The organism is Ruegeria sp. HKCCA5763 (assembly GCF_013034545.1).
In the GTDB taxonomy this organism is placed as follows: domain Bacteria; phylum Pseudomonadota; class Alphaproteobacteria; order Rhodobacterales; family Rhodobacteraceae; genus Ruegeria.
Genome location: NZ_WQGF01000002.1, coordinates 409,253 through 435,721, shown reverse-complemented (window position 1 = coordinate 435,721; position 26,469 = coordinate 409,253). Strand labels below are relative to the sequence as shown.

The 26,469-nt window shown below is 57.6% G+C and carries 23 protein-coding genes; 16 read left to right on the top strand and 7 right to left on the bottom strand.

What is annotated here, in order from left to right; genetic code table 11:
- The first annotated feature begins 312 nt into the window (after window positions 1-312).
- The 6 genes from GOV89_RS06545 to GOV89_RS06520 all read left to right on the top strand — a co-directional run bounded on the left by GOV89_RS06545 (window position 313) and on the right by GOV89_RS06520 (window position 5,658).
- Window positions 313-1,455 carry a Coenzyme F420 hydrogenase/dehydrogenase, beta subunit C-terminal domain gene (locus tag GOV89_RS06545; RefSeq protein ID WP_171237840.1) on the top strand — a complete coding sequence of 381 codons (1,143 nt, stop codon included), beginning with the start codon at window positions 313-315 and terminating at the stop codon, window positions 1,453-1,455.
- Window positions 1,456-1,710: 255 nt separating this feature from the next.
- Window positions 1,711-2,706 (top strand): tRNA dihydrouridine(20/20a) synthase DusA, encoded by a 996-nt coding sequence (gene dusA / locus GOV89_RS06540; protein WP_171237839.1) that lies wholly within the window; start codon window positions 1,711-1,713, stop codon window positions 2,704-2,706.
- 15 nt (window positions 2,707-2,721) lie between these two features.
- Entirely contained in the window at window positions 2,722-3,546 is an 825-nt protein-coding gene (locus tag GOV89_RS06535; protein ID WP_171234558.1) for a sulfite exporter TauE/SafE family protein, read from the top strand.
- Window positions 3,543-4,325, top strand: coding sequence for a hypothetical protein (locus tag GOV89_RS06530; RefSeq protein ID WP_171237838.1), 783 nt, complete (start codon window positions 3,543-3,545; stop codon window positions 4,323-4,325). The genes GOV89_RS06535 and GOV89_RS06530 overlap by 4 nt, the downstream gene beginning before the upstream one ends.
- Window positions 4,326-4,361: 36 nt before the next feature.
- Complete coding sequence (locus tag GOV89_RS06525) at window positions 4,362-5,090, top strand: STAS/SEC14 domain-containing protein (protein ID WP_171237837.1); 729 nt, start codon at window positions 4,362-4,364, stop codon at window positions 5,088-5,090.
- Between the two features lie 367 nt (window positions 5,091-5,457).
- On the top strand, window positions 5,458-5,658 hold the full coding sequence (locus GOV89_RS06520; RefSeq protein WP_171237836.1) for a hypothetical protein: 201 nt from the start codon (window positions 5,458-5,460) through the stop codon (window positions 5,656-5,658).
- 4 nt (window positions 5,659-5,662) lie between these two features.
- On the opposite strand, the gene GOV89_RS06515 is transcribed toward GOV89_RS06520, so the two are convergent.
- Genes GOV89_RS06515 through ccmI form a run of 3 tightly spaced genes read right to left on the bottom strand, consistent with a single transcriptional unit; the run spans window position 5,663 to window position 7,596 of the window.
- The gene (locus GOV89_RS06515; RefSeq protein WP_171237835.1) at window positions 5,663-5,896 is read right to left on the bottom strand and encodes a DUF1289 domain-containing protein; all 234 of its coding nucleotides are present in this window, start codon (window positions 5,894-5,896) and stop codon (window positions 5,663-5,665) included.
- Window positions 5,897-5,914: 18 nt separating this feature from the next.
- Entirely contained in the window at window positions 5,915-6,379 is a 465-nt protein-coding gene (gene ruvX / locus GOV89_RS06510; protein WP_171237834.1) for a Holliday junction resolvase RuvX, read from the bottom strand.
- Entirely contained in the window at window positions 6,376-7,596 is a 1,221-nt protein-coding gene (gene ccmI / locus GOV89_RS06505; RefSeq protein ID WP_171237833.1) for a c-type cytochrome biogenesis protein CcmI, read from the bottom strand. Before ccmI ends, ruvX begins: the two co-directional genes overlap by 4 nt.
- A gap of 176 nt (window positions 7,597-7,772) precedes the next feature.
- Between ccmI and GOV89_RS06500 the strand changes: the two genes are divergently transcribed.
- From GOV89_RS06500 to GOV89_RS06485, 4 genes are all read left to right on the top strand, one after another.
- A complete protein-coding gene (locus tag GOV89_RS06500; protein ID WP_171237832.1) occupies window positions 7,773-9,017 on the top strand; it encodes a sarcosine oxidase subunit beta family protein in 1,245 nt (414 codons plus the stop codon).
- A 76-nt stretch (window positions 9,018-9,093) separates the two neighbouring features.
- Window positions 9,094-9,423, top strand: a complete 330-nt coding sequence (locus GOV89_RS06495) for a sarcosine oxidase subunit delta (protein ID WP_171237855.1) — start codon at window positions 9,094-9,096, stop codon at window positions 9,421-9,423.
- A gap of 67 nt (window positions 9,424-9,490) precedes the next feature.
- Window positions 9,491-12,505, top strand: a complete 3,015-nt coding sequence (locus GOV89_RS06490) for a sarcosine oxidase subunit alpha family protein (RefSeq protein WP_171237831.1) — start codon at window positions 9,491-9,493, stop codon at window positions 12,503-12,505.
- The gene (locus tag GOV89_RS06485) at window positions 12,498-13,064 is read left to right on the top strand and encodes a sarcosine oxidase subunit gamma (protein ID WP_171237830.1); all 567 of its coding nucleotides are present in this window, start codon (window positions 12,498-12,500) and stop codon (window positions 13,062-13,064) included. The genes GOV89_RS06490 and GOV89_RS06485 overlap by 8 nt, the downstream gene beginning before the upstream one ends.
- A gap of 536 nt (window positions 13,065-13,600) precedes the next feature.
- On the opposite strand, the gene GOV89_RS06480 is transcribed toward GOV89_RS06485, so the two are convergent.
- Window positions 13,601-14,359, bottom strand: a complete 759-nt coding sequence (locus GOV89_RS06480; protein WP_171179486.1) for an FkbM family methyltransferase — start codon at window positions 14,357-14,359, stop codon at window positions 13,601-13,603.
- Window positions 14,360-14,459: 100 nt separating this feature from the next.
- Between GOV89_RS06480 and GOV89_RS06475 the strand changes: the two genes are divergently transcribed.
- From GOV89_RS06475 to GOV89_RS06465, 3 genes are all read left to right on the top strand, one after another.
- Window positions 14,460-15,059, top strand: coding sequence for a superoxide dismutase (locus GOV89_RS06475; RefSeq protein ID WP_170704218.1), 600 nt, complete (start codon window positions 14,460-14,462; stop codon window positions 15,057-15,059).
- Window positions 15,060-15,063: 4 nt separating this feature from the next.
- Window positions 15,064-15,942 carry a metallophosphoesterase gene (locus tag GOV89_RS06470; RefSeq protein WP_171237829.1) on the top strand — a complete coding sequence of 293 codons (879 nt, stop codon included), beginning with the start codon at window positions 15,064-15,066 and terminating at the stop codon, window positions 15,940-15,942.
- Between the two features lie 219 nt (window positions 15,943-16,161).
- Entirely contained in the window at window positions 16,162-16,623 is a 462-nt protein-coding gene (locus GOV89_RS06465) for a host attachment family protein (protein ID WP_171237828.1), read from the top strand.
- A gap of 42 nt (window positions 16,624-16,665) precedes the next feature.
- On the opposite strand, the gene GOV89_RS06460 is transcribed toward GOV89_RS06465, so the two are convergent.
- Window positions 16,666-17,217, bottom strand: coding sequence for a TIGR00730 family Rossman fold protein (locus GOV89_RS06460; protein ID WP_171234546.1), 552 nt, complete (start codon window positions 17,215-17,217; stop codon window positions 16,666-16,668).
- Between the two features lie 127 nt (window positions 17,218-17,344).
- Between GOV89_RS06460 and GOV89_RS06455 the strand changes: the two genes are divergently transcribed.
- From GOV89_RS06455 to GOV89_RS06445, 3 genes are all read left to right on the top strand, one after another.
- A complete protein-coding gene (locus tag GOV89_RS06455) occupies window positions 17,345-18,718 on the top strand; it encodes a LysM peptidoglycan-binding domain-containing protein (RefSeq protein ID WP_171237827.1) in 1,374 nt (457 codons plus the stop codon).
- Between the two features lie 92 nt (window positions 18,719-18,810).
- Window positions 18,811-20,601, top strand: a complete 1,791-nt coding sequence (locus GOV89_RS06450) for an ABC transporter ATP-binding protein/permease (RefSeq protein ID WP_216601731.1) — start codon at window positions 18,811-18,813, stop codon at window positions 20,599-20,601.
- A 99-nt stretch (window positions 20,602-20,700) separates the two neighbouring features.
- Window positions 20,701-21,393 carry a TylF/MycF/NovP-related O-methyltransferase gene (locus GOV89_RS06445; RefSeq protein WP_171237825.1) on the top strand — a complete coding sequence of 231 codons (693 nt, stop codon included), beginning with the start codon at window positions 20,701-20,703 and terminating at the stop codon, window positions 21,391-21,393.
- Between the two features lie 50 nt (window positions 21,394-21,443).
- Here GOV89_RS06445 and GOV89_RS06440 read toward each other — a convergent pair whose 3' ends face one another.
- Together GOV89_RS06440 and GOV89_RS06435 are read right to left on the bottom strand one after the other, a co-directional pair.
- Window positions 21,444-25,232 (bottom strand): efflux RND transporter permease subunit, encoded by a 3,789-nt coding sequence (locus GOV89_RS06440; RefSeq protein ID WP_171237824.1) that lies wholly within the window; start codon window positions 25,230-25,232, stop codon window positions 21,444-21,446.
- A complete protein-coding gene (locus GOV89_RS06435; protein WP_171237823.1) occupies window positions 25,229-26,455 on the bottom strand; it encodes an efflux RND transporter periplasmic adaptor subunit in 1,227 nt (408 codons plus the stop codon). The genes GOV89_RS06440 and GOV89_RS06435 overlap by 4 nt, the downstream gene beginning before the upstream one ends.
- Window positions 26,456-26,469: the final 14 nt, after the last annotated feature.

The following is a 26,469-nucleotide window of genomic DNA, read 5'->3' as shown; positions in this document are numbered from 1 at the left end:
CTGAACTGAGCGTCGAAACCGAAAATGTCGAAGTCGACAACTGCGCTCATCAGGTGATCTTGAAGCTTGAGCAAATGGGGTTGATTTCGGGCAGTTGGGGAGAGGGTTGGTGATGGCTGTACCTGCCTTGAAGGCTTTTTGGGGCCCAATCGTCCAATGTAAACCCAACTGCCGGAACGGTGCCGTTATAGCCCGGGGTGATTTTGAGTGAAGAACATGGACCCCAACACACGCTTTTCAAAGATTTTGAAGGACGGATTGTGCATTGGCTGCGGTCTTTGCCAATCTGTGCTTGGGTCAGCAAAACTGCATATGGCAAAGGCGCAGGACGGAGAACTGCGCCCGCAGCTTCGAGGCGAGCTGACACGGGCGGATGTTGACCTTGTCTACGACGTTTGCCCTGGTACGCGTTGCGAGGCGATCCCATCCGAAGAAGCGAATGCCGCCCCCTTTGATGACCTGGTCTGGGGACCTTACCACAGCCTGTCTCTGGCTTGGGCGGCTGATGCCAACACGCGGTACGAGGGCTCTACCGCAGGTGTCTTAACCGCGCTGGCGCAATACCTGCTACACTCAGGGCGGGTCTCGTTCATCTTGCATGTGAAAGCCTCGGAACAAGAGCCGACTTTTGGCGAGGCCACGTTTTCGACAACGATGGAAGAGGTTTTGAGCGGGGCAGGGTCTCGCTATGGTCCGACGGCACCGCTGATTGGACTGGTTGCGGCTTTGGACCGGAACGAACCCTTTGCCGTTGTTGCAAAGCCGTGTGATCTGAACGCTATACGCAATCTTGCGCACAAGGATGCGCGTGTGAATCGCTTGATCAAGTATATGCTGGCCCCGGTCTGCGGCGGCTTTATGCCCGATCAGGCCATGAACCGCTTTTTGTCGGACAACGACATCCCCAAGCAGGACATCAACGCTTTGCGGTACCGAGGTCGTGGGTGTCCGGGCCCAACGACAATCACTACAAATGACGGTCGACGTCGCGATTTTCATTATCTTGATTTTTGGGGCGAAGACGAAAGCAAATGGTCATTGCCTTTTCGCTGCAAGGTTTGTCCCGATGGTATTGGCGAGGCCGCAGATATTGCGGCCGCTGACACCTGGCCCAATGCCACGCCGGACCGAGAAGGGTCAGTAACGGATCCTGGTACCAATTCAGTGATTACCCGCACGCAGCGTGGCGAAGCGCTTTTACAAGCAGCACTTGCGGACGGATTTCTGGCCCCCGGAGGACAGGTTGATGTTGACTACATGAGTAACACGCAGCCGCATCAGGTATCTAAAAAGCGGTTTATGCATGCCCGATTCAAAGGGCTGAACCGGGCTGGTCAACTAACGCCGGCGACCTTCGGTTTGCGCCTGGAAGAGCTTTCTGATCAAAACACCAGAGAGGAAAACACCGCTCAGGAACAAGGGGCATTCGAGCGCGCTTCGAGGGTAAATGTTTAAAAATATACGTTTTTCTCTGCTGGCCTTTTGTGATCATAGGCACTGCAAACCGGTTTGAGACGGTCACGTCTGGTATGACCACGACAGTCACGAGACGTTGGCTTCTCGCACAGTGCCTTCGGCCTGCTGTTCGCGCCGTCGCGATGTGTTACACCCCAAGAACGCTCGAATCGTGATCTTTGGAAAACCCGAGGAGATACGGCTAAAACCGGGGATATCGCACGCAATGGAGTTTAGAGCTGTGGAGCTGGCGCTTTGAAAAACAACGCACAAAAAGCAGCGCGTTTAAGCGTTGCGCCGATGATGGATTGGACAGATCGACACTGCCGCTTTTTCCATCGACTGCTCAGCACTGAGACCTTGTTGTACACCGAAATGGTGACAGCGCCGGCGCTTGTACGAGGCGGGGCGATGCACCTGTTGGAGTATTCGCCAGAGGAACATCCGGTGGCATTGCAGCTTGGCGGTTCGGACCCGGATGAACTGGCGCAGGCCGCACGGCTGGGGGCCGAGGCTGGATATGATGAGATCAATCTCAATTGCGGTTGCCCATCGGACCGGGTGCAATCGGGCACGTTTGGGGCGGTTCTGATGAAAGATCCGGGCCGTGTTGCCGACTGCGTGTCCGCGATGTGCGCGGCTGTGGATGTTGACGTTACGGTCAAGTGCCGCATCGGGGTTGACGATCAAAACCCTGACGATGTGCTGCCTGCATTTCTGGACCAGATCCGTAACGCGGGCTGTCAGAGGGTGACAATCCACGCACGCAAGGCTTGGTTGCAGGGGCTGAGCCCCAAGGAAAATCGGGATATTCCTCCGTTAGACTATGATCTGGTGCACCGGATGAAGGCGACGTTTTCAGACCTTCATATCTCGATCAATGGCGGTATCGCTTCATTGGACGCGTCGAAGGCTCATCTGGATGCAGGCCTGGATGGGGTGATGATCGGACGGGCCGCGTACCACCAGCCCGGAGATATTCTGTCAGAGGCTGACCCGCGCATCTTCGGCGTCGGAGACGCGCGAGATCCGATTGCGATCGTTCAACAAATGGTGCCCTATGTTGATAAGCATCTTGCCAAAGGCGGGCGGTTGCACCAGATCACGCGCCATATGCTCGGTCTCTTTGCGGGCCGCCCCGGGGCCCGTGCATGGCGGCGCGCTTTGTCTGAAGGGGCAGTGCACAAAGGGGCAGGGCCCGAAGTGATGTTGCAGGCGTTGGACCACGTTGCGCCGATGGCAGAGGCTTAACAGGCAGGGGGAACAATGCCCGAGACGATGTTGCTGGCTCAGATGCTGGGCCTTTTGCTTGTGATCGGAGCGCTGGCTGGCGTTCTGGCAGGGTTGCTTGGGGTCGGCGGAGGTATCGTTCTTGTCCCCGCGTTCTTTTATGCCTTCCAAACCCTCGGATATGGCGGCCCGCAACTGATGCAGCTGTGTTTGGCGACATCGCTTGCCACGATCATTGTGACATCGGTTCGTTCAGTTATGGCGCATAACAAAAAGGGTGCCGTTGATTGGGACATTCTGCGTGGATGGGGACCGGGTATCGTCGTTGGCGCAATAGTTGGCGTTATGGTCGCCTCCGCCCTGCGGACCGAGGCCCTGCAGGCTTTGTTTGGCGTTCTGGGTATGGTGATTGGCGCGTATCTTGGGCTGGGCCGTGCTGAATGGCGACTGGGCGATGTTATGCCGGGGGGGATCAAAAGGGCAGTTCTGTCGCCCATGGTAGGCTTTCTTTCGGTTCTGATGGGGATCGGGGGTGGCAGTTTTGGTGTTCCGCTGATGAGCCTTTATAACACCCCGATCCACCGTGCCGTCGCAACAGCGGCAGGCTTTGGTGTGATCATTGCCGTGCCGTCGGTTATTGGCTTTCTGTTTCTCGAAATTGCACCTGAACACCGCCCTCCGTTGACAATCGGGGCCGTCAATCTTGTGGCCTTTGCCGTTGTTGTTGCGATGACGATGATGACCGCACCCTTGGGTGTGAAACTGGCGCATGCGATGGATCCGAAACCCTTAAAACGGGTCTTCGCCGTGTTTCTGACGCTGGTGGCGCTGAACATGCTGCGGAAGGCAATTGGCCTATGAGTGATTTTTGGGCCAAGGGCTGGGTAAAGTTTGCCTATGACCCGTCGCTGGCCGAGTGGGTCAGCTACGCGTTGCCCGCAGCCCGCGCCTCGACTTCAGACCCGGCTCATGCGGAATGGTTAGACTGTGAAGGGACATGGTTCATCGGCGTAGATGCGCTGCCCAATGACGCGCAGGGCAGGGTCGGTCAGTCTGCGCCTCTGGCCGGGCAGGCGGTGTCGTTTATTCGCGAACATTATGGCGATTTACCCCTGCACAAAGGGCAGGTGTCGGTCATTTATCCGGGCTACCCGCGCCCGCGGCGTTGGGAAAACGAAGCCGCCACTCGGTATCGCCGGAATAGGGATGCTGCCCATGTGGACGGTTTGCGCCCAATGGGCCCGGATCGTCGTCGGCGTGTGGATGAGCCACATGCGTGGATATTGGGCATTCCCCTGACCGAGGCCAGCGCGGATGCGTCACCCATGGTGCTGTGGGAAGGCAGCCATCATATTCTTGGTTCTGCCTTCAGGGATGCGTTGCGTGGCACACCAGACGAGGCTCTGCATGAAGTAGATGTGACGGATATCTACCAAGCCGCGCGACGCGAGGTTTTTGAGACCTGCCCGAGGGTCGAATTGCCTGCCGTACCGGGGGAAGCTTACCTGTTACACCGCCACTGTCTGCATGGTGTTGCGCCCTGGGCTGACACGGCCACAGCCGGACCAGATGGACGGATGATCGCCTATTTTCGACCGGAATGTACCGGGGGTGTGGCCGAATGGATCAAAACTGCCTAACCTTCTGTCATTGTTTGGCTTTGGAGGTTTTGAGGTATGATTAAGGTCCATACGAATTCTGATGGTGCCCTGATTGAAGTCGAGTTGTCAGGGCAAGTCACAAGCGCCGACTACACAAACACCTTGGTTCCTGCGATCGAGGCCGCGTTGACCGAAAATGACACGGTGCGTCTACTGGCCATCGTGCAGCCTGAATTCAAAGGGTATGATCTGGGCGCTGCATGGTCGGATACCAAGCTGGGGCTTAGCCATTGGCGTGGCTTCGACCGGATCGCCGTTGTTGCCGATCAGGGCTGGGTGAAAACCAGCATACGTCTGGCCGCCCCGATCCTGCCGTGTCCCGTGCAATTGTTTGATCTGGCTGATCTGGAAGCCGCCCGGCGTTGGATGCGCGAGTCGCTGGGCTCGATCCATGTGACCGACTTGGGCGGGCCGGGTGTGCAGATCAGCCTTTTGGGTAAACTGGACCCCGAGGAATACCAGCAGGCAGAGCGTGATCTGGATGGCTTGCTTCAGGACCGCGACGGGTTTCGCTTGCTGATCGACCTGCGGGAATTCGATGGATGGCAGGGACTGTCTGCGTTAGCGGCGCATTTCCGGCTGGCCAGTCGCCATATCGGTCAGTTGGACCGAGCTGCGATTGTTGGCGACAAAAGCTGGCAGCATATGGCCCAAAAAGTCGCCAGTCATGTTCTTGGCACTCGGACTCAGTTTTTCCCGTCTGAAGAGTTCGACAACGCAAAAACCTGGCTGGCTGCCGGATAAGCCCGCGGTGTGCTTAAGGTGGCGGCGATCAATCCCCGGGGCATTGATCGATGCATCGCGCTCGCGAAATTCATGATGATTCGCCAACAATGGTTGGGTTGCAAAGTGCACACTTGTTATTTGCGTTTTGCTCAGACCTGAACGCCTAATAATGACGTGAGGGAACTTCAGGCGTTTATGGGTTTTTACTGACGGGTGCGTCAAATACGATCTGGACCTGAGTGTTTTCCCCCTAATTTTCGTTGGAAACACCTTTAGCCACACTTTGTCGCTGCGGATCACCACTTACATAAAACGCGAGCTAGAACCCCTCGGAGCTCGCTTTCGATCCGCAGCGGCAGAAATGTTATTTAGCGGGAAAATTAAGATGAAATTGAATGGTCTGTTAGGAAAGCTTTTAAGTGGCGGCGCGTCTGACAATCGGCGTGTGAAACCCAAAAGTGAAACTGTTCGACATGACCGGGCGACGCGATCCGAGATGACGGTTCTGCTCCGCAAAGAATTGCATAAACCTGTTTCGAAGCGGGCCGGACACGCGCAAATCGACGCGCGAGATAAGCTGGGCTAACTGCTCAGGAGTCGTTTAAGCGACCCGCACGTCCGCCGCGCCGTTTGGAAAGTCGGGGTTTGCGCGCGGGCAAGTCATCCATGATTTCTGCACGCTCAGAGCTGTCCATCTTGGACCAGCGCGTGATTTCGTCAATCGTGCGATAGCATCCGGTGCAGATGCGTTCAGTCGGGTGAACGGCACAGATCTGGACGCAAGGGCTTTCGACCTCATTCCGTTTCCACACCATATTCGTCATTGACGGTCTCCGACCTCGTTACAAAAAGCGCAACCTGTCCAGCGCCCCTTGCAAGATATAACCTGCGGCTACGTGATCAATAACCTGTCCGCGACGTTTTCGTGTCGTATCCGCCTCCAGCAGTGCTTTTTCTGCCGCAACCGTGCTGAGCCGTTCGTCCCAGAATCCAATGGGCCGATCGGTCAAACGGGACAGATTTCGCGCAAAAGCCCGTGTCGACTGGCAGCGCGGCCCCTCAGACCCATCCATGTTTTTCGGCAGTCCCAGTAAGATACCACCGATTTCACGATCGGTCACAATCTCGATCAAACGCGCGGAATCCAAGGTAAATTTTTTGCGCCGTACGGTTTCCAGCGGACTGGCAACCCCGCGCATCCGGTCGGACACGGCAACGCCGATTGTCTTTTCACCAAGATCCAGACCCATCAGTGCTGTCATCGGCGGCAACGCTGCAGCGAAGTCCTCGAACGCATCGTGGATCATTGGGCAATCCCTGCCTGCAACGCGGCTGCGTCGAGGATTTCAAGTGCTTCGGAATTCCCGGCAAAGACTTGCATGGCCTCTTTGTGAATATCGATGGCCCTTTGACCCTGACCCAGAACACCCAAAGCTGCAATCAGACGTGCCCATTCCTCGGGCGCGCCGCCTTCGGTGGCCAGACGGTCTGACAGCTGGTTCACCATCCCCTGAATCATCTCTTGCCGTTCTTCGGGCGTCAATTCCGCCGCGGCGGCCATATCTTCCTGACTGGGGCCGGCCGCGGTGCTGAGGTCTGGTGCATTGAAAACACCTGCTCGAAAGGCCAGTTCATCGATCTGCGCCCGAATGGCACCGACCCAGGGCGCGCCGCTTGGGGAATCCTGTAAGGTTTGCACCCACATGCGATAGGCCAGGTCCGGGCGACCGACCTGAGCCAACATCTGCCCCCAGTAGTAACGCGCCGGACCATGGCGACGGTCCCGGTTCAACGCTTCGGTCAGGGCCTGTTCAGCCTCTGGCGAAACATAGCCGCCCGCCGCGAGGATCATCATCTCGGCAAGGTCAGCGTAAGCGTCGGCCGTTGCTGCGTCCCCGGACAGTTCAATCACGCGTTGCTGCGCGGTATATCCTGCCTTGAAGTTGCCAGCGTTGGTCTCGTGCTGTGCCAGCAGCATTTGCCCCTGCAGGTCATCCGGACGGTTGGCGACCGTTTCCCGCAACTGATTCAAAAGCGCTTCATAGCTTTCGTCCAATTGCGCAGGTTGCGGTGGGGTCGCCAGCTGTTCTGCGGCGTTTTGGGGCGGACGGTTGGCGCGAACCTCTTCCGCAAGCTCCAGCCTTGCGGTCAATGGCATGTCAGGCAAATCCACGGCACCGGTCCGATCATACAGTGCCGTCGCACCACCGATCAGGATAAGCGCAATCACGACCACCGAGATGATGGAAACGGCTCGCGAAGGTCCAGATTCGGCGTTGCCCTTTTTCATTTGTTCGTCAGCGGCCAGAATGCGACGGGAAATCTCGGTTCGGACCCGTTCGGCGTCTGCCTCGCCAATCACACCGCGCGCCAGGTCTTTGTCGACCCCGGCCAATTGTTCGCGATAAACCTCCAGATCATAAGCGGCTGAAGGTTTTTCCCCACTGCGATTGCGCAGCAGAGCGAAGCAAAGGAATGCCGCAACCAGGAGTGCGACAATAAAAATCAGAACCCAGAACGTCATGGTCCCTCCGAAGATGTTGCCCTGACTTAGACCCAAGGGCCGCCCGACAAAAGGGACAAATGGCCGCGAATGAGCGACATGTCGCAATAGTGCGATATTGCGGCGTTGCGCGGCAGGGGTAAACTGCGCACACACGGCATATCTGCGCCCAATCACCGAACCGGATGGATTCGCACATGAAACACTATTCAGCCTTTGCTGTGGCGCGGGAAGCTCTGCGCTATCACACCGGATGGGAACGCGCCTGGCGTTCGCCCGAACCCAAGAAGAAATATGACGTCATCATCATAGGTGCTGGCGGGCACGGTCTAGCGACCGCGTACTACCTTGGAAAGAACTACGGCATACAGAATGTCGCGGTGATCGAAAAAGGCTGGCTGGGTGGTGGTAACACGGGCCGGAATACCACCATTATCCGTTCGAACTATCTGCAGGATCCATCGGCTGCACTGTACGAAAAGGCGCGGGGGCTTTATGAGGACCTGAGCCAGGACCTGAACTACAACATCATGTTCAGCCCGCGCGGTGTGATGATGCTGGCGCAGACACAGCACGAGATTCGCGGCTATCAACGCACGGCCCATGCCAACGCTTTGCAGGGCGTGAAAACTGAATGGATTACGCCCGAGCGCGTCAAGGAACTGGTGCCGATCATCAATCTGGAGGGTCCGCGCTATCCGGTTCTGGGCGCGTTGTGGCAGGAACGCGGCGGCACCGCGCGTCACGATGCTGTGGCCTGGGGCTATGCCCGTGCCTGTTCTGCCATGGGGATGGATATCATTCAGCAATGTGAAGTCACAGGCGTGCGCTCGGATAACGGGCGGGTCGTAGGCGTAGATACCACCAAAGGTGCCATTGATTGTGACAAGCTGGGCATCGTCGTTGCCGGCCACTCTGGTCAACTGGCCGAAATGGCGGGCTTCCGTCTGCCGCTTGAAGCGATTGCATTGCAGGCTCTGGTATCCGAACCGATCAAGCCTTGCATGGATGTGGTCGTAATGGCGAACACCGTGCACGGTTATATGTCTCAGTCCGACAAGGGTGAGATGGTGATTGGTGGCGGCACCGACGGGTTCAACAACTTTACCCAGCGCGGATCGTTCCATCACATCGAGGAAACCGTGCGCGCGCTGGTCGAAACCTTCCCGATGATCTCACGCCTGAAAATGCTGCGGCAATGGGGTGGGATCGTGGATATGACCGGCGACCGGTCCCCGATTTTGTCCAAGACACCGCTGGGTGGCTGCTTCATCAACTGTGGTTGGGGTACTGGCGGCTTCAAGGCGATCCCGGGATCGGGCTGGGGCATGGCACAGCTGATGGCCACAGGTCATTCGCCGCTGACCGAAGCCTTTACTCTGGATCGCTTCAAAGAGGGCCGCTTCATCGACGAAAGCGTCGCCGCCGGGGTGGCGCACTAATGGGTCTGCCCAAGGTCGCCAAGTAACAGAATTCAGGTCGGCTTCGATGCCGACCGACCGCCAAAAGGATGACAACATGCTGATCCTGAACTGCCCTTACTGCGGCGTCGACGCCGAAGAAACCGAACTGGCCGCTGGTGGCGAAGCGCATCTGAAGCGTTTTGGCCCCGGCTCGTCGGATGATGAATTCCACGACTACCTTTTCATGCGTGAAAACCCCAAAGGGGTGCATTTCGAACGCTGGCGTCATGCCAATGGTTGCGGCAAGTGGTTCCACGCCGCGCGCTGCACGCAGACGCTTGAGGTGTTCGGCACTTATTCCGCACAGGTCACCGAGCCGCCGAAAGAGATCAAGGATGCCATCACAGCCAAACGTCCTGACTGGACGTGGAGAGAGTTCTCCTGATGCTTCATCTTTTCAAAAATACTCCCGCCGGAGGCTTTGATGCCTCCACCTGCGAAAGGTCCGCAAAATGAGCACCCGTCTCGCAAAACAAGGCCGGCTGATTGACCGGTCGAAAAAGGTCACGTTTACGTTCAACGGCACTTCGATGCAGGGCTACGACGGCGACACGCTCGCTTCGGCCCTGCTGGCCAACGATCAGATGATGATGGGCCGGTCGTTCAAGTACCACCGTCCGCGCGGCGTCGTCGCCAGCGGTGCGGAAGAGCCGAACGCGCTGGTTGGTCTGGGGCAGGGTGCCCGGTTCGAGCCGAACCAGCGCGCCACCACGACCGAGCTGTTCAACGGCTTGACTGCAATCTCTCAAAACCACTGGCCGAACCTCGATTTTGACATCGGTGCAGTGAATACAGCGCTGGCGCGGTTCCTGCCGGCTGGTTTCTACTACAAAACGTTCATCCATCCGAAGCCGTTCTGGAAACACGTCTACGAGCCCTTCATCCGCCAATCTGCCGGTCTGGGCAAAGCGCCCGACAAGGAAACCAAGGACGCGGACACCTATGAACACTTCTATGCCTTTACCGATGTGCTGGTGATTGGCGGTGGTGTAGCTGGGCTGCAAGCAGCGAAAACGGCCGCGCAATCCGGTGCCAAGGTTCTGCTGATCGAGCAGACCGCGCATTGGGGTGGTCGCGCTCCGGTTGACGGCGGTACGGTGAATGGCGAGCCTGTGGATAAGTTCGTGGAACAATTGGTTTCCGAACTCGAAACAATGGACAACGTGACCATGCGCGCGCGCTGCATGGGGGCAGGCGTCTATGACCACGGTTACGTGCTGGGATATGAGCGTCTGACGGACCACACTCCGGGCGTGCAAGGCCCGCGTCATCGGTTGTGGCGTATCCGGGCCAAACAGGTTGTCACCGCCACCGGCGCAATTGAGCGTCCGTTGTCATTCGCGGGTAACGATGTGCCGGGCGTGATGCTGGCTTCGGCGATGCGCGATTATGTTGTGAACTGGGGCGTAACACCCGGTGAACGTGTGATTGTTGCCACCAATAATGACGACGCATACCGAACTGCGATCCAGATGAAACAGGCCGGTGTTGATGTTCTGCGCGTGGTTGACGCCCGTGCATCTGCAGGCCCTCTGGCGCAAGAAGCGCGGGACCTTGGTATCCGCGTTGATCCCGGCAAGGCCATCGCGAAGGTCAAGGGCGGCAAACGCGTCAAAAAGGTTGCCATCTGTAACCAAGAGGGTGTCGGCGGCGCGCGCGAGGAGGTCGAAGCCGATGCGGTCGCCATGTCGGGCGGCTGGTCTCCGGTTGTGCATATGTGGTCGCACTGCGGCGGCAAACTGATCTGGGACGAGGCGCACGCGCATTTCCGCCCCGATCCCGACCGCCCGCCGCTGGGTGCCGATGGTGAAGGCTTTGTTATTGCTGCTGGCAGCTCCAATGGTCCGTTGGCTCTGGCAGATGTTCTGAAAGATGCAGACGCAGCGGGCAAAGCCGCGGGCAAGGCCGTTGGTCATACGCCCAAACGCACCAAAGCCCCGGTTGGTGAAACCACTGCCGAGGCACCGATGGAAGCTGTTTGGCTGATGCCTGCCAATGCTGAAATCCAACTGCGGGCTAAGTCCTGGCTGGACTTCCAGAACGATGTCAAAGTGTCCGACGTTCAGCTGGCAGCGCGCGAAGGGTATGAAAGCGTCGAGCACACCAAGCGTTACACCACGCTGGGCATGGCGACTGATCAGGGTAAGTTGAGCAATATCAACGGCTTGGCGATCCTTGCTGATGCACTTGAGTCAGAGATTCCCAAGGTCGGAACCACCACCTTCCGTCCGCCCTATACGCCCATTTCGATGGGGGCGATCGGGGGCGAGGCGCGCGGTGAAGTGTTCCAACCGATCCGTCAGACTCCGATGCACAACTGGCATGACAAGAACGGTGCCGATTGGGAACCTGTCGGCCACTGGCGCCGGACATATGCCTATGTTCGTCCCGGTGAATCCGTGCATGACGCAGTGAACCGCGAGGTGAAGAACACCCGCGAAAACCTCGGATTGCTGGATGCCTCGACACTGGGCAAACTGATCGTCAAAGGGCCTGATGCAGGCAAGTTCCTGGACATGATGTACACCAACATGATGTCCACGCTGAAGGTCGGCAAATGCCGCTATGGCCTGATGTGTTCCGAGAATGGATTCCTGATCGACGACGGTGTTGTTGCCCGTATCGACGAGGACACGTGGCTGTGCCACACCACCACTGGCGGGGCCGAGCGCATCCATGGTCACATGGAAGAATGGTTGCAGACCGAATGGTGGGATTGGAAAGTCTACGTCGCCAATGTGACAGAGCAATATGCGCAAGTCGCCGTGGTCGGACCGAACGCGCGCAAGGTGCTCGAGAAACTGGGCGGCATGGATGTCAGCAAAGAGGCGCTGCCGTTCATGGAATGGCGCGATGGCAAGATCGGTGACTTCGATTGCCGTGCCTATCGCATCTCGTTCTCGGGTGAACTGTCCTATGAGATCGCCGTTCCGGCAAGCCAAGGTCAGGCGTTTTGGGATGCCTTGATGGAGGCAGGTAGAGAATTCGGAGTGATGCCGTACGGCACCGAATGTCTGCACATCCTGCGGGCCGAGAAGGGCTTTATCATGATCGGTGACGAGACCGACGGCACCGTGATCCCGCAGGATCTGGGGCTGCACTGGGCGCTGTCCAAAAAGAAAGAGGATTACCTCGGTAAACGCGCGCATTCGCGTACTCATATGACCGATCCAGAGCGCTGGAAACTGGTCGGTCTTGAGACTGTGGATGGTTCTGTCATTCCCGACGGTGCCTATGCGGTGGGCGAAGGCGTCAACGCCAACGGTCAGCGCAACATGATCGGGCGCGTGACCTCGACCTATTACTCGGCCAATCTGGGCAAAGGCATCGCCATGGGCCTGATCAAGCACGGCCCGGATCGCATGGGTGAGATTGTCGAGTTCCCGGGCACCGACGGTAAAACCTACAAAGCCAAGATCGTGGACCCGATCTTCTTCGACAAGGAGGGGGAGAAGCAGAATGTCTGAACCCATCAGCGCACTGAACCACGCCAGCTATGACGGCATCGCCAAGATCGCGGAATGTGGCCTGCAAGGCATGATCACACTGCGCGGTGATCTGTCCGACAAGGTTCTGGCCAAAGCCGTCAAGGATGCAACCGGACAGAAGGTGCCCGGTCAGCGCGAGGCTTCGGTCACTGGCGACACCGGCGTGGCTTGGATGTCCACCGATGAATTGCTGGTGCTGGTGCCTTACGCCGAGGTCGAGGCCAAACTGGCGGCAATGACCAACGCGCTCAGCGGCACGCATGCTCTGGCGGTCAACGTCTCGGATGCGCGTGCGGTATTCAGCATCTCGGGTGCCAGCGCGCGTGAAGTGTTGGGTAAGCTGGCTCCGGTTGAGCTGTCGGCAGAGGCATTCCAACCCGGCCAGATCCGCCGTTCGCGCCTTGCGCAGGTGGCTGGCGCATTCTGGATGGACGACGATCAGACCTTCCGCGTTGTGTGCTTCCGCTCCGCTGCGGACTACGTCTTTAAGTTGCTTAAGGTTGCCGCGCAGCCGGGCGGCGAAGTCGGTGTTTACTGATAGAAAGTAGAAAGCCCCGGATCACCCGGGGCTTTTCTTAGCTTTGAACACTGCAGATGCCAACGCCGGATGGCTTGTTCGCAAAGTTACCCTGCAAAAAGGCCATGCGCACAGTAACGGACTTATCGGAAGGTTTAAGGTTTGCCTGAGAGCGAACACGAACGTTTCCGCCTGCAGCCATGGTTTGGTCCAAGTGCCAGACAACACGATAGCCTTTCGCGCCTCAATCTTAAAATTGTGCCGCCTCTCATTCCCGGTAAGAGCTGGCTGCCAGTGCAGACGCTTGTGCTGTATCAATCTTGAACCTGTACTCTGGCGCGATCCAGCGGTGGGCGTCCTGTTTTGTCATCTTACATAAGCATATAACCGTTTCGGCTGCTCCTGTTTGTACAAGTACCAGCGCAGAAAACTTCAATAAAAATATTTTATTACAATGATTTATTTATTGAATTCAGGTGGGTGCAAGCACCCCGATACACCCAGAAGAGGCAAGATCTATTCGTTGAAGTTTATAGAATACCGGCCCCGGCGTTTCTTTATTGCAAAAGGATTGTACGATACCGGCTTAACCCCTCTGGCTTCAAAAGCTCCGCCGGTTTCAGCGGTTGCATCTTGTCATCCGAGAGAGAGGGGTAAAAATCCAGCGCCTCCAACAATCCGGCCACCCGGTCGCGTCTTTCAGCCTCGGGCAGCAATGGAGCATGCAGCGACAAAAACAGGGCGGGGCGATGTTCTTTGAGCCACGGTGCGAGGGTTGGTAAGACAAAGAACTCTGCCCCCTCGATATCCATCTTAACCAACGACACGCCGGACAGATCGTTTGCGGTTGCGAACTGGTCCCACGCGATGGTCAATGCATCAGAGCCATGCGCTCCGTCATGCAGAAGCGAACTGGTGGAATCCCCCGGCTCGCCCCGAACGGACGCCATGCGGGCCACGCCAAATTTGTCAGACAAGGCAACGCCCAAGGCCGAGACATTTTGAATGCCATTCAGATCCAGATTCCAAGCCAGATGCCGGTACGCTGTGGGGTCGGGTTCGAAGCACCACACATGCCGCGCTTTTCGCGCGCCATATAGGACCGTGGGACCGATCCAAGCCCCGATGTCCAGATAATCGCTATCTTGGGAAAGGAACTGATCCAGCACCGCAAAGGTTTCCGGTTCCCAAGCGCCAGCAGAGGCTTTGCGCCAGAATTTCGAATGGTAGGGGTCTAGGCGAAATGGCTCGCCGTTCAATGAACCTTCATAGTATCCGCGGGCGCGGTAAAACATCTTGCGCGCCTGTGTCAGCATCGCGGACCTCCGGGTTTTATTGCCTCGCCCCTTGACCTGCGGCGGCTGCCACAGCATTTAACCGTTGGGAACCGCAACTTTAATTTAACAGGGGGCCGACATGGCTTTTGAACTTCCTGATCTTCCTTATGCACATGACGCGCTGGCAGCCAAGGGTATGTCCGCGGAAACGTTGGAATATCACCACGACCTGCACCACAAAGCCTATGTCGACAACGGCAACAAGCTGATCGCCGGCACCGAATGGGATGGCAAGTCGCTGGAAGAGATCATCGTTGGCACCTATGACGCAAACGCAGTCGCTCAGAACGGTATCTTCAACAACATCAGCCAGCTGTGGAACCACAACCAGTTCTGGGAAATGATGGGCCCTGGCGACAACGCGATGCCCGGTGAGCTGGAAAAAGCGCTGACCGAAAGCTTTGGCTCGGTTGACGAATTCAAGTCGCAGTTCAGCGCGGCTGGTGCCGGTCAGTTCGGCTCGGGCTGGGCGTGGCTTGTCAAGAACGCCGACGGATCGCTGGCCGTGACCAAGACAGAAAACGGCGTAAACCCGCTGTGCTTCGGTCAGACCGCACTGCTAGGTTGCGACGTGTGGGAGCACTCGTACTACATCGACTTCCGCAACAAGCGCCCGGCATACCTGTCGAACTTCCTCGACAATCTGGTGAACTGGGAAAACGTCGCGTCGCGGATGTAATGAATTGAACCGACGTCGGTTTATAAAGGGCCTGCTGGCGGTAACGCTGGCAGGTCTCATCACGTCAGCCTACGGGTTTTTCATCGAACCCGCAGTGCGGCTGCGCGTGCGTAAATGGCGCGTGCGTCGGGACGATTGGACCGCACCACCGCTCAAGATTGCGGTGCTGTCGGATTTGCACGTGGGTGAGCCCTATGTTGGTCTGGATCGCATAAGGCAGGTTGTGCGCCGTACAAACGCATTGGCACCTGATGTTGTCCTGCTGCTGGGCGATTTCTTCGCAAGCCACAAAGGGGTCTCTGAAACCGTCGAGATGCAGGATCTGGCACCTGTATTGGCGGGGCTAGAGGCAAAGAACGGTGTCTTTGCCGTGCTGGGCAATCACGACTGGTGGGATGACAAGCCAGCACAGCGCCGTGGGGCAGGACCCAATCGCTATACCGAGATTCTGGAACAGAACGGCATTTCGGTTTTGTCTAACACCGCCGTGAAACTCGAAGTCCCCGGCATCTGGCTGGCAGGGCTTGAGGATCAACTGGCTATCTGGCGCAACGGTAAACCAAAAGGGCTGGATGATCTGGAAGGAACATTGGCGCAGATCACCGACGATGCCCCGGTTGTGATGATGGCGCATGAACCGGATGTTTTCCCTAAAGTGCCAGACCGGGTGGCCTTGACCCTTTCGGGGCATACGCATGGCGGCCAAGTGCGCCTGTTTGGGTGGTCGCCCGTGGTGCCGTCGAAGTTTGGCAATCGGTATGCTTACGGACATGTACGCGAAGGTGCGCGTGATCTGGTGGTGTCGGGCGGTATCGGATGTTCGATCCTGCCGGTGCGTTTTGGTGTGACACCGGAAATCACCGTTGTCGAAATGTCGGCCTAAAGGATTGATGAGCCGCCGGTGAAAACCCGCCGATGGGTTTCATTTCCGTACAACCACATCTTGTTTGCTTCGCTACAGAACACATCTTTGTAGGGCGGAGGGAGAGAACCGCACACCAAATCAAACAACGACCGGGCTACGCATCACTGGTGCGTAAACAAACCCGTACGCCCGGCAGGTCGAGGGATACCCAGAGAACAACCTTAACAGGAGATCGCAATGGTCGCACTTACACAGGGAACTTGGGTTATTGTTGCAGACGGAGAGAAAGCGCTGGTGATGGAGAACATCACCGATGCTGACGATCCCAATCTTGTTGTTGTCGCTGTCGAGGAACAGGACAACCCAGCCTCAAAGCCGACTGACCGCGCTGGTCGCCGAAATGACGGCGGACCAAAGCAGAAATCGGCCCTTGAGGACCCAACGTGGAAGACCCATGCAAAATCTCTGTTCGTGCAGGATTTGGCGAATTTGCTGAATCGCAAGGGGTTGAAAGGGGCATATAATCGATTGGTACTGGTAGCCAGCCCTCATGTTCTGGGTCTGCTGCGCCGCCGGTTGCACAGTGAAGTGCTGGGAAAAGTCGTGGCCGAGGTCAACAAGACCCTGACCAACCACCCTTTGCATAAGGTTGAGCAGGTCGTGCGCCACAGTTTGCAACACAAGGCGCGTTTGGCCTGATCAACAAGGCGGGCGGTTTTGCCGGCCGCACCGTTTCTGGTGTCAGTTCAGCTTGTTCCGCAAGGTGACCATGGCGGCATCTGCATCTTCTACCCATGTGATGAAATCTGCCAGCGACGCGTCGGCAAAGCCTTGTCCGATCACCTGACCCAACAGCGTCTGCAACGCATCCCAATAGCCATTCACGTTCACCACGACGATGGGCTTGTCGTGCAGTCCCAACTGACGCCAAGTGAGGGCTTCGAACAATTCATCCAATGAGCCCGGCCCTCCGGGCAGAACGACCACCGCGTCGGCGTTCATGATCATGACCTTCTTGCGCTCGTGCATCGTCTCGGTGATCACAAAGTGGGTCAGATCGGTTTTGCCGACTTCCCGCTGAACCAGATGAACGGGGATGACGCCAAAGGTTTCGCCTCCGGCATTTTGCGAGGCGCGGGCCACTTCTCCCATCAAACCCACATCCCCAGCACCATAAACCAGCCGCCAGCCTTCCTGCGCCAGCAGCGTGCCGAAGTGCCTTGCAGTTTCAGAATAAGACTTCTCGGCACCATTGCGTGACCCGCAATACACACACACTGATTTCTGAGACATGAAAGAAGGGCTCCGGGGTTGTGTCAGAGGTTTTGACCCGTGATAGCGGGATTGATAGATTGCCTCAACTGTCCGCCGGAAAGCTTTTGAACGAAAAGCTTTTGCAGCGCGGAGTGAAAGGAAAAGAATGAACGCCAATTCGGGAAACGAAAGCTCGGGCAATTTCATCTGGGGGGTGATTGCAGGGCTTGTTGCAGTATTGGGTGCAGGTGGCTTGTACCTGTCGGGCGTCTTCACCAACGCATCGGAACCTGACGCAAGCACACCGCAGGAAACTGCTTCCGTTCCAGCAATCTCAGAGCCAGCAGATGAGGCACCGAAAGAAGCGGAAGACGTTACTGCCGCAGAGCCGTCCAATCCGGATACTGCGTCGTCAGACGAAACACCCGCACCTGCTGAAGACCTGGCGGAGCAAGCGGAAGAACCTGCTGAAACGGAGGCCGCCGAAGTTGTAGAGGAAGTGGCTGCGCCTGCGCCGGTCGCGCCTCCAGTCCTGGATCAGATTTTTGTAGAAACTGACGGCACCGCGCTTCTTTCGGGTGACGCAGCACCCGGCAGTCAGATAGAAGTTCTGCTAAACGGCGAAGTCGCACATTCTTTTACCGTGGATGGCAGCGGTCAGTTTGCTGAATTTGTGACGATCCCCTTCAGCGACAGCGCGCAGGGACTTGTGTTGCAAAGCACAGACGGGGCGCAAGCAACGCGATCCGACGACTATCTGATTGCCGCCTTGCCCAAACCAATCGAAGAAGAACCTGTTGCCGAAACAGCGCCCGAAGCCGAGCAGATCCCATCCCCGGACACGCAGGAGCAGGTGGTTGCAGTTGAAGAGGTTCAGCCGGATTCTCATGCTGCGGCAGACGTCTCGGAACCTGAAACGTCAGAGCCCGAGGCTGAGACAGTTGAAACTGCTGAACTGACCGATGAAACCCCACAGCAGGATCAGCAGGTCGCCGTGCTGCGATCTGGCGAAGAGGGCGTTGAGCTGGTGCAGCCCCCGGTCGTGCGGGATACCCCACCCGAGCAGGTCGCACTGGACACGATCGGATATTCCGAAACGGGCGATGTGCAGCTGACAGGGCGCGTTCAGGATGGGGCCGCCATTCGGTTGTACCTGAACAATCGTCTGGTCGCGGATCTTGCCCCGGAACAAGATGGATCCTGGCGCAGCGATCTGGAGGGAATTGACCCAGGCGTCTACACGCTCCGGGTAGATGCGGTAAACACGGACGGGACGGTCCTTAGCCGGGTCGAAACTCCGTTCAAACGCGAACCACTTGACGTTCTTCAGGCTGCAACGGGCACGGCTCAGGCAGATACGCCTCAAGCGACCCCTGCAATCCGGTCTGTCACGGTGCAGCAGGGCGATACGCTATGGGCGATCTCACGTGATCGATTTGGCGACGGGGTCTTATATGTGCGGCTGTTCGAAGCCAATCGTGACTTGATCCGCGATCCGGATCTGATCTATCCCGGGCAAATCTTTACAATCCCGGAATAATCAGCCCTTCTGGCCTTTTATGGGCAGAGGTCTAACTCTGACCGCAGACAAGGCACGTGATGAGACGCACATCTCCTAGGACTTCAGATGACATGGTGTCGGATGACGAACGCAGTTCGGGCTGGCGGACGATCCGCAAGGTTGCCCCATATCTATGGCCCGACGACGAACCGTGGGTAAAGCGTCGCGTCGTCATCGCCATGGGTATGCTTGTTCTGGCCAAGCTGATCGCGGTTTATACACCCATTTTGTACAAGGGCGCTGTTGACGCGCTGGCAGGCGAGGGTGTGCCGCCATTGGCGCTGGGCGCAGTTGGATTGACTGTGGCCTATGGTGTGGCGCGAATGATGACGGTGGGCTTTCAGCAATTGCGGGATGCCGCCTTTGCCCCCGTCGGACAACGCGCGTTGAGGGCGCTGGCGCTTGAGACGTTTCAGCACATCCACAACCTGTCGATGCGCTATCACGTCACGCGCCGTACTGGCGGGCTGAGCCGTATCATCGAACGGGGCGTCAAAGGGGTTGAGTTCCTGCTGCGGTTCCTGCTGTTCTCGATCGGGCCGCTTATTCTGGAGCTGATGCTGGTCGCCATCATCCTGATGTGGCTGTTTGATGTCTGGTATCTGGTTGTCGTCGCGGTCACGATTGGTCTGTACATCTGGTTTACTTTTGCCGTGACCGAATGGCGCGTGAAGCTGCGGCGTGAGATGAACGATCAGGACACCGAGGCCAACCAGCGCGCCATCGACAGCTTGCTGAACTTTGAAACGGTCAAATATTTCAACGCCGAAACCCGCGAAGCTGAACGGTACGACGTGTCGATGAAGGCCTATGCAGCGGCTGCGCTGAAGACGGCCTATTCATTGGCATTTCTGAACTTCGGACAATCCTTCCTGATCACCTGCGGTCTTATTGGGGTGATGGTTCTGGCCGCAATGGGTGTGCAGAACGGCAACCTGACCGTCGGCGATTTCGTTATGGTCAACGCCTACATGATCCAGATCACAGTGCCGTTGAACTTCCTTGGGACGGTCTATCGGGAAATCCGGCAGTCCTTGGTCGATATGGGTCAAATGTTCGACCTGCTTGAACAACCCGCCGAAGTTACAGACAAAGCCTGCGCGCCGAACCTGAAGGTAAATGGCGGCGAAGTCACGCTTGAGGACGTGCACTTCGGCTATGATCCCGAGCGTGAAATCCTCAAGGGCGTGTCCCTAACTGTCCCGGCTGGAAAAACCGTGGCCATTGTGGGGGCGACAGGGTCGGGTAAATCGACCATCGGGCGGCTCTTGTTCCGGTTCTACGACGTGACCAAAGGGGCGCTGAAGATCGATGGTCAGGACATTCGCGATGTGACCCAGACCAGCCTGCATGCCGCCATCGGTGTCGTCCCGCAAGACACGGTGCTGTTCAACGACACGATCCGCTACAACATTGCATATGGCCGCGACGGTGCCACCATGGACGAGGTCGAAGCAGCGGCCAAGGCGGCTCAGATTCACGACTTCATTTCCTCACTGCCCGAAGGGTATGACACCAAAGTGGGCGAGCGTGGCCTGAAGCTTTCCGGTGGTGAAAAGCAGCGCGTCGGGATTGCACGTACCTTGCTGAAGAACCCACCGATCCTGCTGTTGGACGAGGCGACCTCGGCGCTGGATACGGATACTGAGCAGGACATCAAAGATGCGCTGGCACGCGCGGGTGAGGGGCGGACGGTGATCACCATCGCGCATCGTCTCAGCACCATCGCCGAGGCCGATCAGATTGTGGTTCTGGAGGCGGGAGAGATCATCGAACAGGGTAAGCATGACGAGTTGCTAGCTCGGGGGCGCCGTTATGCCCAGCTTTGGAGCCGTCAACAAGCTGACGCCTTGGCATCCTAACCGGTTTTTTACCTTTGAGGGTAGCGCATTCCGGTCGGGTCAGGTTTGAAGCTGATCAACGCAAAACGGATAGGTCTGAAAAAGCAGACAGGAGGAGTAATGGAAGGATCGGAACTTGCTCGGCCCGAGATCAGAACCGTGCGCCGGGTGTGCCGAGAACATCTGACCATGGTCGGCCGCCAAAGTGCCTTTGCCACCGCACATGCTGCGGCGCATGTGGTGGACCAAAAGATACCAGGTGATTTCGTCGAGTGTGGAGTTTGGCGTGGGGGGAACGTCATCATTGCTGCCCGTGTTTTCATGCAACGTAATGATGTGCGAACTTGCCATTTGTTCGATACTTTTGCCGGCATGACGGAACCGACTGCCGAGGATATCGGACCGAACGGTGAGACTGCGATTGTAGAATTCGAGCGTCAAAAGACAGAAGAAGGTTCGACCTGGTGCATGGCTTCGCTGGAAGATGTCCAGTCCAATGTTGCGGCCTTTGATCTGAACCCTGACATGTTCGTCTACCGGAAGGGTGATGTGTTGGAGACGCTGAAAGATGAGGCCAACCTGCCTGAAACGATCTCGGTGCTTCGGCTGGACACGGATTGGCACGATTCAACCAAGCTTGAGCTGGAAACCTTGTACGCGCGCCTGTCCCCCGGCGGTATCGTCATCATTGACGACTACGGGCACTGGAAGGGCGCGCGCAAGGCAACGGATGAGTTTTTCAAAACATCCGGGTTTAAGCGCCCGTTCTTTTTTGGGCTGTCAAACGGCGGTGTTATTGGAACGAAAATCTGAACCGTGGGGCATCACCTTTGAAAAAGGCGCGCCGACGGGCGCGCCTTTTCTCATTCCGCAGCCTTCAGGGGGTGCCCCGGTGGGTGTGGTTCTGAAGTATCCGCATCCGGATTTTCGGAAGATGGGGTAGTGTCTGTATCCTCCCACACAATCTCGGTTGCTTGCATTTGACGGGCAGAGCGTCCAATGGCCATGTCCTGCGCAATCTGGCTTGATCGGCCCGCAGTTACACGCGCCAGCAAGCGACTGAGCCACACCGCATAGGTCGTCACCCAAACCCGCAACGCCAGAAGCGATGGCGTCACGATCAGGGTCAGAACAGTGGCAATACCCAGACCAAAGACTACCGCCGTCGCCAGCTGTTTCCACCACAAGGCAGTCGGGCTGTCGATGGAATAGCCGCCATTGATGAAGTCCAGCGAAAGACCGAACATCATGGGCGTCAAACCGGCCATTGTGGTCAAGGTCGTCAGCAGAACCGGACGAATGCGCGACTCTGCGGTGCGGATGATCGCCTCGATCCGTGGCATGTACGTGCTGTATTCCTGATAGGTATCGATCAGAACGATGTTGTTGTTCACAACAATTCCCGCCAGCGCCACGATGCCTGTGCCGGTCATGATGATCGAGAAGGGTTGTTCCATCACGATCATACCGATCAGAACGCCAGTGGTTGATAGGATGACCGCCAGCAACACCAGCACCGAATTGTAGAACGAGTTGAACTGCGCCAGCAGGATCACGAACATCAGTCCCAGCGCGCCCATGAAGGCGTTCACCAAAAAGGCACCGGATTCCGCCTGTTCTTCTTGATCTCCGGTCCATTCCCAACTGATCGAATTGGAAAACGGACCCGTTTCCAGCCATTCGGTCAGAACAGCAATCCGTTCATTTGGGTTGATCAACGCAAACTGAGCGTCTCCGCCCTCAACCGTGCTGATGAGTTGATCCACGCTATCGGCGCCGGTCAATTGAACCAACTCGTAGGACTTGCCGCCCCCGCCGTTCAGGACCGTGCCGGAGGGGGTGTAGCCTTCGGCAACTTCCCGAACCACGGCAAGACGGATGAGTTCACCATCGGGGCCTTCGGTCGTAACCTTGCTCAAACCTGGTTCAACGTCGGCTTTGACGTCGTAGTAGCGTTGTTGGTCAACCCGGTTGATCTCGGCCAGTTTGGCCACGGGTTTACGACTCACGAAATTCGACAATGGTACCAATCCGTCCGGGGTGCGAACCTTGAGCGTGTCCAAAGTCGACAGCACGCGATCTTCTTCTGGCAGGCGCACGCGAATTTCAATCTCTTCATCATTGCTATCCGGGCGCATCTCGCCCAGCAGAATGCCGCGTGTCACCAACTGTACCATGGCTCCAACCGTGGCCACGTCAGCTCCGAACCGACCGGCCTTGGCGACGTCCACGTCGATCTGCCAGTCGATGCCGGGCAAGGGCAGGGTGTCTTCTATCTTGATCAGTCCCGGCGTGGTGTCGAAAACCTCACGCGCAGTAAGCGTCGCCGAGGTCAGATCCTCCCACCCATCACCCTTGATGCGCAGATGCACCGGCTTGGCCGAGGCCGGGCCTTGTTCCAATGGCAGGATCTCGACCACGATGCCGGGGATCTCAGCCAGTTGCGCGTTGAGTTCGTCAATCACGAAGTCACCGTCAAATTCAGGCGCAACAAAGTGACGATCAAACAGGCCCCACAGAACAGATTCCGAGACGTTGGGACGGTCTTCCCAGGGGATGATCTCGAACTGAACACGGCCCACTGTATCGGCAGGTTCCTGAGCGCCCCCATTGTTCTGGTTCAGACCGCCTTCACCCGCGAACGAGAACACGTTGATCACGGCCGGGTGGGCCGCGATGACATCTTCTGCCGCCAAGACCATGCCATCTTTTTCCGCAAGCGAGATGTTCCCCCGCGCGCGGACATAAGCGGTGGCTTGTTCCGGTTCGCTTTCTACAAAGAATTCAACACCTCTGGACTCTTGCGGGAACCAGACGAAGGCAACGGTGTAGACAGCAAAAAACACTGCGGCCAATGACACGATGGGCATGATCGGATTGCCGACAAGAAAGCGAACCACATGACCGAAGGGCGTGTGTTCGTCGGCTGTATGAACGCGCTCTTCCGCTTTGCGTTCGATCTTGGCCGCGCTTAGGGTGACAGAGCCGGCGAACGCCCCGAACAGGAACAGAAGCGCACCAGCGATTGAACCGCCGGGCAGCAGGTAATCCGGGTTCAGGGTCTGCATTGCGCCCAGAAAGATCATGTACAGCGACGGTGGCACCAGAACTGCCCGCAGCCACCACGGCGTGCGCGCGCGCAACCAGATCGACGAGCGGTCGAAGACGCGGCTTAGCCGCCCAGACACGCCGCCCATGACCGGCAGGTAAATCAGTGCCACGATCAGCGACGCCGACAAAACAAAGATCAGCGTGACGGGCAACATTCCCATGAATTCACCCGGTACGCCGGGCCAGAACAGCATGGGCAGGAAGGCGCAAAGCGTTGTCGCCGTCGAGGATACGATGGGCCAGAACATGCGCTGCGCCGCCTCAACATAGGCGTGCATCGGTCCGACGCCCTGCTTGATGCGTTTATCGGCATATTCCACGACGACGATGGCACCGTCCACCAGCATACCGACCGCCAGAATAAGACCGAACATCACGATATTCGAAATGCTGACGCCCATAACCGCCAGGAAAGCAAAACACAGAAGGAATGAGGTGGGGATCGCGAAACCCACCAACAACGCAGCCCGCGTGCCCAGCGAGGCCAGCACTACGATCATCACCAGTGCAATCGCGGTCAGAACCGAGCCTTCCAACTGGCTGACCATCGAACCCACGATGCGGCTCTGGTCGTTGGACGTGCCCAGATCGACGGCGGCCTGAAGTTCAGGTGGCCACTTTGTTTTCGCTTGCTCGATGGTCTCTTTGACCTGAGCAACAGTATCGATCAGGTTGAAGCCCTTACGCTTTACCACTTGCAGGGCAACAGTTGGTTCACCGTTGAACCGGGCCGTACCGGCGCGGTCTTCGAAGGTGTAATTGATCTGCGCCAACTCACCCAAAGTCACAACCCGGTCGCCATTGACCTTGATCGGCAAGCCATAAACGTCCTGCGCGGTTTTGAACGATGACGGGATCTTGACCGAGAATGTACCCTGCGCGGTTTCAACTTCACCCGCGGCGATCAACTGGTTGTTGTTGCGAACCACATTGATCAGCTCATCTGCGGTGACGTTGTATGCCTCAAGCCGTAAGGGATCGATGACCACCTCGAGCATCTCGTCGCGATTGCCCGCGATACCAGCCTCAAGTACCGAATCCAGTGCCTCAAGCTCGTCCTGCAAGTCTTTGGCAACGCGGGCCATCGTGCGTTCAGGAACTGCGCCGGTCAGGTTGACGATGACGATGGGGAATTCTGAAAAGTTGATCTCGGTCAGCGAATACTGTTCCGCACCTTCAGGAAAATCCGCCTGCGCCGAATTCATCGCGTCGCGGACGTCGGCCATGATCGCGGTTTTGTCCCAGCCGAAATCAAACTCCAGCGCGACCCCTGCATAGCCTTCGGCGGCGGTCGACGTCATTTCCTTGAGGCCATCGAGATCCGCCAGTTCGGTCTCCATCGGCTTGATCAGAAGATTTTCGGAGTCTTCCGCTGAAATGCCGGGAAACTGTACCGAGACAAACAGGGCAGGGATTTCAATATCCGGCTCACCCTCTTTCGGCAACGAGACATAGGCAAACCCGCCGATGACCAACGAGATGGCGATAAACGCCAGAACCATACGGGCCCGTTCAGCGGCCCAAGCGACAATACCGGTCATTGTGAAGCTTCCCGGTAGGTGGGTTTCACAGTGACGCCGCGGGTCACAAACTCTTGCCCGACCACGATGATGTCAGTCGTTTCCGGCAGCCCGCCGATCCAGACGCCTTCTGCGGTATCGCGCAGAATCTGGACGGGCTTGAAGTCGACAATGTTGCCTGCGCCCACCGTGCGAACCCCCAATTGACCCTCATTGCTGAGCGTCAGCGCGGACTGCGGCAGCAGATGCGCCTTGGCGCCTTCGGCGGCGATTTGAATGGTTGCGGTCTGGCCGTCTCGGATGGTCAGGTCCGGGTTGGGGACAGTGATCTCTACCTCGAACGTCCGCGTTGTCTCATCGGCCGAACGGCTTAGGAACGTCACCCGCCCATTAAGTTGCCGCCCGGTGACCAACGTCGCGGATGCTTCGGAACCGACAACCACGCGGTTGACCTCGGTCTCGGGCACAAAGCCCACCAGCTTGATCGGATCCAGCTGAATAACCGTCGCGCAGAGCGATCCGGGCTGCATCAGGCTGCCCAGCTCAGCGGTGTCGCTTTCCAGCAGACCCTTGAAAGGTGAGGTGATGACCACGCGACCGGCCTCGCGCTGTGCGGCCTCAACGGCCGCAGTTGCGGCTTCAATCCCGGCACGGGTGGCTTCCAATCCGGCCTCTGCCGACTTCACTCCGGCCTTGGCGGTGCTCATCGCGGCTTCGCTGGAAATCCGGCGGGTTTCCGAGGCAAAGCCTGTTTCCGCCAATTTACGCGATGCGGTCAGGTTGATCTCGGCCTCTGCCACCAGCGCATGCGCCTCCTGCAGGCGGGCTTCGGCCTCGGGGATACGGCTTTCGGCTTCAAGCTTGCCGGCCATAGCTTCGGCCAGTTGGGCCGGGCGTGTGCCGGGGTCAAGCTCGCACAGAATGTCACCTGCCTCGACAAAGGCACCTTTGCGCTTGGGTTCTGAGATGACGGTCGAAGTGGTTTCTGACAGAACTTCGACCTGGCGATTTGCTTTGGTCTGACCGCGGAGCAAAACCGCGCTGTCAATCTCGCGGGCTTGCGAACGCAGGGCGACAACACCCACTGCCGCGATGTCTGAAGTTTCCGCAGCGGCAGCCTCACCTTGCGTCGTTTCATCGCCTTCGCCACGCCCCGCGAAGGCAAACAGCGCATCGCGTTCGAATACAAGAAAATACAGAGCAACAATGACCAGAATGGCGTTGATGAATGAAATCAAACGCATACGGGGATTCTCCT